This is a genomic window from Flavobacterium sp., assembly GCF_039916025.1.
GTDB lineage: Bacteria > Bacteroidota > Bacteroidia > Flavobacteriales > Flavobacteriaceae > Flavobacterium.
Genome location: NZ_JBDSMB010000188.1, coordinates 1 through 5870, shown reverse-complemented (window position 1 = coordinate 5870; position 5870 = coordinate 1). Strand labels below are relative to the sequence as shown.

The window sequence follows — 5870 nt, the reverse complement described above, 5'->3', positions numbered from 1 at the left end:
TCATATGGATTTACTTTTGTTTTTGTAGTTAAGAGTAAAAAATGCTTTATTTTTACGGTAAAAATAGAGCAATTTATTTTTTCTAACTTTTATTTTAACAAATTTTAGCATTTACATGAATTCAATTAATTGGAAGACAGTTAAAGATTTTGAAGACATTACTTATAAAAAATGCAATGGCGTTGCGAGAATAGCTTTCAATCGTCCCGATGTTCGCAATGCATTTCGTCCAAAAACAACTAGTGAATTACTACAGGCTTTTCAGGATGCTCAGGAAGATACTTCCATTGGCGTGATTTTGCTTTCGGCAGAAGGTCCAAGTTCCAAAGATGGTGTTTGGTCATTTTGTTCCGGTGGCGATCAAAAAGCACGTGGTCATCAGGGTTATGTTGGTGATGATGGTTATCACCGTTTGAATATTTTGGACGTTCAGCGTCTGATTCGCTTTATGCCAAAAGCCGTTATTTGTGTCGTTCCCGGTTGGGCAGTTGGCGGTGGACATAGTCTGCATGTAGTCTGCGACTTGACTTTAGCGAGTAAGGAACATGCTATTTTTAAACAAACCGATGCTGATGTAACAAGTTTTGATGGTGGCTATGGCTCGGCTTATTTGGCCAAAATGGTTGGTCAAAAGAAAGCAAGGGAAATATTCTTTTTGGGAAGAAATTATTCTGCTCAGGAAGCTATGGATATGGGAATGGTCAATGCGGTTATACCACATGCCGAACTTGAAGACACAGCTTACCAATGGGCACAGGAAATTCTAGAGAAATCACCAACGTCTATTAAAATGCTGAAATTCGCCATGAATCTGACTGATGACGGAATGGTTGGACAACAGGTTTTTGCCGGAGAAGCTACAAGATTAGCTTATATGACTGACGAAGCCAAAGAAGGAAGAGATGCTTTCTTAGAAAAAAGAAAACCAAATTTTGAAAAAAAGTGGTTACCGTAAAAGAGTTCAGTTGGCAGTTGCAGTAAGCAGTTGTTTGTTATAATAAATCTAAAAAGTCTAATAATCTAAGAAGTCTAAAAATGAAACACTGGATTGAAGCCGCAAGATTAAGAACATTACCACTTTCGGTATCTGGAATCATTGTGGGAAGTTTTTACGCTATGTCGCAAGCCATGTTCAACTGGAATATTGTGGTTTTTGCTTTGCTCACGACTTTGGGTTTACAGATACTTTCTAATTTTGCCAATGATTATGGAGACGGAATCAAAGGAACGGATAATGATGACAGAGTTGGACCAAAACGAGCCATTCAAAAAGGAGTTATTACACCTTTTGCAATGAAAAATGCTATGGTCTTAACCTCGATAATCACGTTGTTTTTCGCGGTTTTACTTATCTATTTTGCCTTTAAGGAAAGTTACCTGCTTTATTCTTTTATCTTTTTGTTTTTGGGAATTTTGGCTATTGCGTCGGCTATTCGTTATACCGTTGGGAATAGCGCTTATGGTTATCGTGGCTATGGCGATGTTTTTGTCTTTGTCTTTTTTGGATTGGTAAGTACGTTTGGTGTGTACTTTATGTTTTCAAAAGAAATAGATTGGCTGCTGCTATTACCTGCAACAGCTATTGGTTTTTTGAGCGTAGGAGTTTTAAACCTGAACAATATGCGTGATGAAGAGAGCGATAGAAAGGCAGGAAAGAATACAGTAGTAGTTCAAAAAGGTGGAGCGTGGGCAAAAAAATATCATTTTTTCCTGATTATTTCTGCTATGGTTTTTGTTGTTGTTTTTGCGATTTTAAACAATTTTCATTTTGACCAATATATCTTTGTTGCTGCTTATTTCCCATTAGCCGGACATCTGATAAGAGTATATAAAAACAAAAACCCAAAACTTTTAGATCCGGAGTTAAAGAAATTGGCATTGAGCACGTTCTTTCTATCGATTTTATTGGCTTTGGGACTGATTTATTTTATTTCTGATTTATTGGTTACATACATTTAATTAAATCATTTACGATGAAAATTACATTTTACGGACACGCTTGTATTGGTATAGAAGTTAATGGAAAACACATCATTGTTGATCCATACATTACAGCAAATCCAAAAGCAGAACATATTGATATAAATACGTTAAAAGCTGATTTTATTTTGCTTACCCATGCGCATAATGACCATACATTAGATGTTGAAGCTATTGCCAAAAGAACGAATGCAATCATTGTTTCAGGCTATGAAACAGCTGTTTATTATGGTAATAAAGGGTTTCAGTATCATCCAATGAATCATGGCGGAAGCTGGCAGTTTAGTTTTGGTAAAGTAAAATATGTCACTGCTATCCATTCCAGTTCATTTGCAGATGGAACTTATGGCGGAAATCCCGGCGGATTTGTAATAGAAGGCGAACACAAAAATATTTACATTTCAGGTGATACGGCATTGACAATGGATATGAAACTTATTCCAATGCGTACTAAGCTTGATTTAGCGATTTTTCCAATAGGCAGTAATTTTACTATGGATGTTGAAGATGCTATCATGGCTGCTGATTTTGTCGATTGTGATAAGATTTTAGGATGCCACTATGATACGTTTGGTTTTATAGTTATCAATCACGATGAAGCCAAAAAGAAATTCTTTGATGCCGGAAAAGATTTAATGCTTTTAGATATTGGAGAAAGCATTTCGCTTTAATGATGAAAGCTTCTTACTTCAAATACGTACTTCATTTCAAACAAGCTTCGGGAACTTCCCGGGGCATTTTAACCGACAAAGAAACCTGGTTTATTATCCTGGAAAAAGATGGTAAAAAGGGAATAGGTGAGTGTGGAATTCTGCGTGGATTATCTGCAGATGACCGACCTGATTATGAAGAAAAATTACAATGGACTTGTGAAAATATTCATCTTGGTGAGCAAAAAATTTGGGATGAATTAGTAGAATTTCCGTCGATACAATTCGGAATTGAGATGGCTTTTTTGTCCTTGAAAAGTGAAAATCCATTTGTTTTATTTCCATCTGATTTTACAAAAAACACAAAAAGCATTTCAATAAATGGTTTGGTTTGGATGGGCGATGAGACGTTTATGAAAACCCAAATTGAAGACAAAATTAAGCAAGGTTTTAGCTGTATAAAATTGAAGATTGGAGCGATTAATTTTGACAAAGAAATTGATTTATTGCGCTTTATCAGAGCTAATTTTGATGCAAATGCTATTGAAATTCGGGTAGATGCTAACGGCGCTTTCTCTGAAAATGAAGCTTTAAATAAAATAAATCAAATTACTGGTTTTAAGATTCATAGCATAGAGCAACCGATTAAAAAAAAACTTACTGACACGATGTCAGTACTGTGTAAAAATAGCCAAATTCCTATAGCTTTGGATGAAGAGCTTATAGGTGTGTTTTCGAAAGAAGAAAAGGAAAACTTACTCCAAAAAATCAAGCCGCAATTCATCGTTTTAAAGCCAAGTTTTATTGGTGGATTTCGTGGCACATTGGAATGGATTTCATTGGCTGAAAAATTAAATATTGGCTGGTGGATTACTTCCGCTTTGGAAAGTAATATCGGTTTGAATGCGATTGCTCAATTTACATTTCTGCAAAATAATTTGATGGCACAAGGTTTAGGAACGGGTAGTTTATTTACCAATAATTTTGATTGTCCGTTGACCGTTTCTGATGGACAACTTTGGTATGATAAAAACAAAGAATGGAAAATTAATCTTGATGATTTTCAATAAAAAAACCTGCTCGATTTGAGCAGGTTTTTGACACAAAAAACTTTTAAGTTTTAACATCCAAATCATCTATTTGAGATTTGTATTCAGATGGAAGGATGATGTTCTTAAACAGTTTGTCCAATTTTATAATTCGACTGAATTTATATATTGGAATGACAATAGAGAGCAAAGAAAAATTAGTCAGGTTCAATAACTTTTTTACATACTGAGGAACGACTAATTTTTGACCTTCGGTCAAAACCAAATATCTCACAGCCCCAAGATGCTTTCTATATTGCTTAAAAAGATCATCGGTGTAGTCGCTTTTTTGTAGATTTTCTATCAAATGTTCTTCTCTTACCGGCAGCCATTCGATATAGGTTAACGGCAATTCTTTCAATCCTATTCTGGCGCCTACGCGGTAAAAAACATTGTATACTTCTTCTTTTTCATCATCAGTTAATTTTCTTTCCAGAAGTTCGAAAGAAGCAATCGAATAATGAATCAGCATAAACAATACATCGCGATAAGCCCAATCCGGAATTGTTGCACCACGATTTTGTTCTACGGCGCCATGTATTTTTCTCAGGCTGTCAATCGATGCGTTGGCTTCGTCCATAGAAGAAAACACAATAAGCTTTGCGTAACGAACGGTAGAAAATAATCGGCCTAAAGGGTCAGAAGGTAGCTTTCCGGTAAAATACAGCCAGTCTACGGCTTTATTTATTGCAAACTCAGCTGATGCTCCGGCAAAGATAAAAAGCACGGTATCGCTCTTTCCCCAGATTTGTCTAACAATCGAATCTTTTTTGGCAAAAAATTGCATGATTACTGTTTAATGGTTTATAAATTTACTTACTCCAATCGATTTTTCTTGAGAAATACATCACGGCACCAAGAATTAAAAACAATCCAATGCTGCCAACAAGCAATGCATAATCTTCCATTTGAATAATCACATAGATAAAGGTGTATAAAACGGAAAGCGAAATTCCGATAAACATTGGGAACTTCCTGTTCTTCAAAATCGAAATAGAATACATCGTAATCATAGCGACGACCGAAAAACCGGCAATAGTATAAGCAAAGCTAAATGTACTGTGTTCCGTAATTGAAATCAGCAAAGTATAAAACATGATTAACGCCAGACCAATCATCGAATACTGGAAAATATGAATGTTGATTTTGCTAACCGACTGAATAAGGAAAAAAATCAAAAAGGTCAAGCCAATAACCAGGAAGCCATACTTTGAAGCACGTTCGTTTTGCTGATATTCGTCCACAGTCTGGATTAGTTTTACACCAAACAGATAATCATCCAAATCGGGTAATGCGTTTACATATTGCTGCGTAAAAGTTCTGTTGATGTCGAGAATTTTCCAATCGGCGTGAAATCCTTTATTGTTGATGGTTTTCGTTGTATCGCTTGCCGCAAATGAACCTTCAAAACTCGGAGATTCCCAATCAGAATCGACGCTAACCATCGTAACCTTTCCAACAGGAATAAATTTTACGCTGTTGCTTCCGTTGTATGTTATTCCAAAATTAAAATTGATTTTGTCATTAGCTGCTAATGTTTTGTAATCAAAACCATTGGTTGCTAAGACGCTGTAATCGCTCTTATCATTGTTTTGAGGCTCAAAAGAAAATTTATCATTGTTCAACTGAATTTTAAGTTCGCTTTTGATGCTTTTCAGGTTGGTTGTTTTTACAATAATAGAAGCTTTGCTCCATTGAATATTTTCTTCGGCTATGCCCAATTTAGAAAAGTTGGGTTTCGTGAAATCGCCTTTGAAATTCATATCTGCAGTAAAAACCACATGATTGAAAATGCCACGTTTCAACGATTCGTTTTTCTTGATATTTGAAGTGTTTTTCAATTCATTCGGAAAGAAATAAGCATAATTACTTACTACTTTTCGCTCGATTGTTGTCACGCCGGTTTTAGGATTAGTCACATTGTAAGCTTCATAACTAGTGTATGGAATTCTTAAAACCGGGCCATAAAACAAAACGTCTTTTCCCCACAGATTGGTGACTTCATCAACCATTTGCGTTTTCCGCTGCGAACGTTCGCTGATTAAATTTTGTACAAAGAATAACGGAATTAATAAGACTAAGGTGAGGAATCCTACCATTAGCATCTTTGCGGTTGTTGATTGAAAGAAGCCAGTTCTTTCTTCTTGTGATT

General features: G+C 35.6%; 6 protein-coding genes. 4 read left to right on the top strand and 2 right to left on the bottom strand.

Features of this window, described 5'->3' with window-relative positions; all coding sequences use genetic code 11:
- Positions 1-115 precede the first annotated feature (115 nt).
- The 4 genes from ABIQ27_RS13985 (at position 116) to ABIQ27_RS13970 (ending at position 3700) form a co-directional block, all read left to right on the top strand.
- Complete coding sequence (locus ABIQ27_RS13985; protein ID WP_348034533.1) at positions 116-955, top strand: 1,4-dihydroxy-2-naphthoyl-CoA synthase; 840 nt, start codon at positions 116-118, stop codon at positions 953-955.
- Between the two features lie 80 nt (positions 956-1035).
- Positions 1036-1959, top strand: a complete 924-nt coding sequence (menA, locus tag ABIQ27_RS13980; protein ID WP_348034532.1) for a 1,4-dihydroxy-2-naphthoate octaprenyltransferase — start codon at positions 1036-1038, stop codon at positions 1957-1959.
- A 14-nt stretch (positions 1960-1973) separates the two neighbouring features.
- A complete protein-coding gene (locus tag ABIQ27_RS13975; protein ID WP_348034531.1) occupies positions 1974-2651 on the top strand; it encodes a metal-dependent hydrolase in 678 nt (225 codons plus the stop codon).
- A gap of 2 nt (positions 2652-2653) precedes the next feature.
- On the top strand, positions 2654-3700 hold the full coding sequence (locus ABIQ27_RS13970) for an o-succinylbenzoate synthase (protein WP_348034535.1): 1047 nt from the start codon (positions 2654-2656) through the stop codon (positions 3698-3700).
- A gap of 43 nt (positions 3701-3743) precedes the next feature.
- Here the strand turns inward: ABIQ27_RS13970 and ABIQ27_RS13965 are convergent, their stop codons facing one another.
- Together ABIQ27_RS13965 and creD are read right to left on the bottom strand one after the other, a co-directional pair.
- The gene (locus ABIQ27_RS13965) at positions 3744-4505 is read right to left on the bottom strand and encodes an oxygenase MpaB family protein (protein ID WP_348034530.1); all 762 of its coding nucleotides are present in this window, start codon (positions 4503-4505) and stop codon (positions 3744-3746) included.
- A gap of 25 nt (positions 4506-4530) precedes the next feature.
- On the bottom strand, positions 4531-5823 hold the full coding sequence (gene creD, locus ABIQ27_RS13960; RefSeq protein ID WP_348034534.1) for a cell envelope integrity protein CreD: 1293 nt from the start codon (positions 5821-5823) through the stop codon (positions 4531-4533).
- Positions 5824-5870 lie beyond the last annotated feature (47 nt).

Excerpts from the sequence above, each read along its gene's own strand:
- ABIQ27_RS13985 (WP_348034533.1), top strand. The coding sequence starts at position 116 with ATGAATTCAATTAATTGGAAGACAGTTAAAGATTTTGAAGACATTACT.
- ABIQ27_RS13970 (WP_348034535.1), top strand. The coding sequence starts at position 2,654 with ATGAAAGCTTCTTACTTCAAATACGTACTTCATTTCAAACAAGCTTCG.
- ABIQ27_RS13975 (WP_348034531.1), top strand. The coding sequence starts at position 1,974 with ATGAAAATTACATTTTACGGACACGCTTGTATTGGTATAGAAGTTAAT.
- creD (WP_348034534.1), bottom strand. The coding sequence starts at position 5,823 with ATGCTAATGGTAGGATTCCTCACCTTAGTCTTATTAATTCCGTTATTC.
- ABIQ27_RS13965 (WP_348034530.1), bottom strand. The coding sequence starts at position 4,505 with ATGCAATTTTTTGCCAAAAAAGATTCGATTGTTAGACAAATCTGGGGA.
- menA (WP_348034532.1), top strand. The coding sequence starts at position 1,036 with ATGAAACACTGGATTGAAGCCGCAAGATTAAGAACATTACCACTTTCG.